Raw genomic sequence first — 2,758 nt, forward strand, 5'->3', positions numbered from 1 at the left:
GCCGCCAAGCTCCCCGAGCTGGCCAAGGTCAGCGAGTTCATTCACTTTGCCTGCACCAGCGAGGACATCAACAACCTGTCCCACGGCCTGATGCTGCGTGAAGGTCGCGACACCGTGCTGCTGCCACTGATGCGCCAGATCGCCGAGTCGATCCGCACCCTGGCCCACCGTTTCGCCGACGTGCCATGTTGTCGCGCACCCACGGCCAGCCGGCTTCGCCGACTACCCTGGGCAAAGAGCTGGCCAACGTGGTGTACCGCCTGGAGCGTCAAATCGCCCAGGTCGCCGCCGTGCCACTACTGGGCAAGATCAACGGCGCCGTAGGCAACTACAACGCCCACCTGTCGGCCTACCCGCAGATCGACTGGGAAGCCAACGCCCGCGCCTTCATCGAAGACGAGCTGGGCCTGGAGTTCAACCCGTACACCACCCAGATCGAGCCGCACGACTACATTGCCGAGCTGTTCGACGCGATTGCCCGCTTCAACACCATCCTGATCGACTTCGATCGTGATATCTGGGGCTACATCTCGCTGGGCTACTTCAAGCAGCGCACCATTGCCGGCGAAATCGGTTCCTCGACCATGCCGCACAAGGTCAACCCGATCGACTTCGAAAACTCCGAAGGCAACCTGGGCATCGCCAACGCGCTGTTCCAGCACCTGGCCAGCAAGTTGCCGATCTCGCGCTGGCAGCGCGACCTGACCGACTCCACCGTGCTGCGCAACCTGGGCGTCGGTTTCGCCCACAGCGTGATCGCCTACGAGGCGAGCCTCAAAGGCATCAGCAAGCTGGAAATCAACGAAGCGCGTATCGCCGAAGACCTGGACGCCTGCTGGGAAGTGCTGGCCGAGCCGATCCAGACCGTGATGCGCCGCTACGACATCGAAAACCCGTACGAGAAGCTCAAAGAGCTGACCCGCGGCAAAGGTATCAGCCCAGAAGCGCTGTTAACCTTCATCGACGGCCTGGACATGCCGGCCGAAGCCCGCGCCGAACTGAAGAAGCTGACCCCGGCCAACTACATCGGTAACGCTGCGGCACAAGCCAAACGCATCTGATTTACCCCTGCGTTTTGACGCCCGGCTTGGCCGGGCGTTTTTATTGCTGAAAGAAAATTACTTTTTTTCAATAGGTTACACATGAATCCTGATACACCACTTCAGTTGCTGGGCGGCCTGACTGCCCGCGAATTCCTGCGCGACTACTGGCAGAAGAAGCCCTTGCTGGTTCGCCAGGCCTTCCCCGACTTCGAAAGCCCGATCGACGCCGACGAACTCGCCGGCCTGTCGCTGGAAGAGGAAGTCGAGGCGCGCCTGGTCATCGAACATGGCGAGCGCCCGTGGGAGCTGCGCCGCGGGCCGTTCAACGATGACACCTTCAGCACTCTGCCGGAACGCGACTGGACCCTGCTGGTCCAGGCCGTCGACCAGTTCGTGCCGGAAGTCGCCGAGCTGCTGGAGAACTTCCGCTTCCTGCCAAGCTGGCGCATCGACGATGTGATGATCAGCTTTGCCGCCCCCGGTGGCAGCGTTGGGCCACACTTCGACAACTACGACGTGTTCCTGCTGCAAGGCCAGGGCAAGCGCAACTGGAAGATCGGCCAGATGTGCAACAGTGACAGCCCGCTGATCGAGCACGCCGACCTGCGCATCCTTGCCGACTTCGAGCAGACCGACGAGTGGACCCTGGAACCGGGCGACATGCTCTACCTGCCGCCACGCCTGGCCCACTACGGCATCGCCGAAGACGACTGCCTGACCTACTCGGTAGGCTTCCGCGCACCGAGCGCGGCCGAAGTGCTGACCCACTTCACCGACTTCCTCAGCCAGTTCCTGCCGGACGAAGACCGCTACAGCGATGCCGACGCCCAGCCGGTGAGCGACCCGCACCAGATCCAGCACGATGCGCTGGACCGCCTCAAGGGCCTGCTGGCCGAGCACATGAGCGATGAGCGGCTGCTGTTGACCTGGTTCGGCCAGTTCATGACCGAGCCCCGCTACCCGGAGATGGTCGCGGGCGAAGCCCTGAGCGAAGAAGAGCTGATCGACGCACTGGAACAGGGCGCACTGCTGATCCGCAACCCGAGCGCGCGCCTGGCCTGGTCGGAAGTCGACGACAACCTGCTGCTGTTCGCCAGCGGCCAGAGCCGCCTGCTGCCAGGCGAGTTGCGCGACCTGCTGAAGCTGATCTGCGCTGCCGACGCGCTGCACATCGAAAACCTGGCGCAGTGGCTGGGCGACGAAAATGGCGTTACCCTGATCTGCGAGCTGGTCAAGCAAGGAAGCCTGGGGTTTGCCAATGAATAAGATCAAGGTCCGCCTGGCCGACTGGCAGAAAGACAACGCGGACATTCGCCGTATCCGCGAAGCGGTGTTCATCGCCGAGCAGAACGTGCCGCCAGAGCTGGAATGGGATGCCGACGACAATGTCGCCGTGCACTTCCTGGCCCTGGAAGACGACTACGCCATCGGCACCGCACGCCTGCTGCAGGACGGCCAGATCGGCCGCGTATCGGTGCTCAAGGATTGGCGCGGGCTGAAGGTCGGTGACGCACTGATGCAGGCGGCCATCGTCGAGGCGCAGAAGCGCGACCTCAGCCAGCAAAAGCTGACGGCACAGGTCCATGCCACCGCGTTCTATGAGCGCCTGGGCTTCAAGGTCGTCAGCGAAGAGTTCCTCGAAGCCGGCTTGCCGCACGTGGACATGGTGCGCGACTCCAAAGAAATCGCCTGACCCCAAAAGCTTCGCTGGCAAG

At 62.8% G+C, this 2,758-nt stretch carries 2 protein-coding genes and 1 pseudogene; all 3 read left to right on the forward strand.

The genetic code is table 11. From position 1 onward, the window contains the following. Nucleotides 1–1,061 (forward strand): annotated as a pseudogene (gene purB, locus G3436_RS19315) (adenylosuccinate lyase); the annotation flags it as partial. An 81-nt stretch (nt 1,062–1,142) separates the two neighbouring features. Next, complete coding sequence (locus G3436_RS19320; RefSeq protein ID WP_163948201.1) at nt 1,143–2,309, forward strand: ribosomal protein uL16 3-hydroxylase; 1,167 nt, start codon at nt 1,143–1,145, stop codon at nt 2,307–2,309. Continuing rightward, nucleotides 2,302–2,736: a GNAT family N-acetyltransferase gene (locus tag G3436_RS19325; RefSeq protein WP_163948204.1), complete on the forward strand. Its 435-nt coding sequence runs from the start codon at nt 2,302–2,304 to the stop codon at nt 2,734–2,736. Before G3436_RS19320 ends, G3436_RS19325 begins: the two co-directional genes overlap by 8 nt. The last annotated feature ends 22 nt before the right edge of the window (nt 2,737–2,758 follow it).

Source organism: Pseudomonas brassicae (assembly GCF_010671725.1).
GTDB classification, from domain to species: Bacteria; Pseudomonadota; Gammaproteobacteria; order Pseudomonadales; family Pseudomonadaceae; genus Aquipseudomonas; species Aquipseudomonas brassicae.

Coding starts and splice junctions, on each gene's coding strand:
- G3436_RS19320 (WP_163948201.1), top strand. CDS start 1,143: ATGAATCCTGATACACCACTTCAGTTGCTGGGCGGCCTGACTGCCCGC.
- G3436_RS19325 (WP_163948204.1), top strand. CDS start 2,302: ATGAATAAGATCAAGGTCCGCCTGGCCGACTGGCAGAAAGACAACGCG.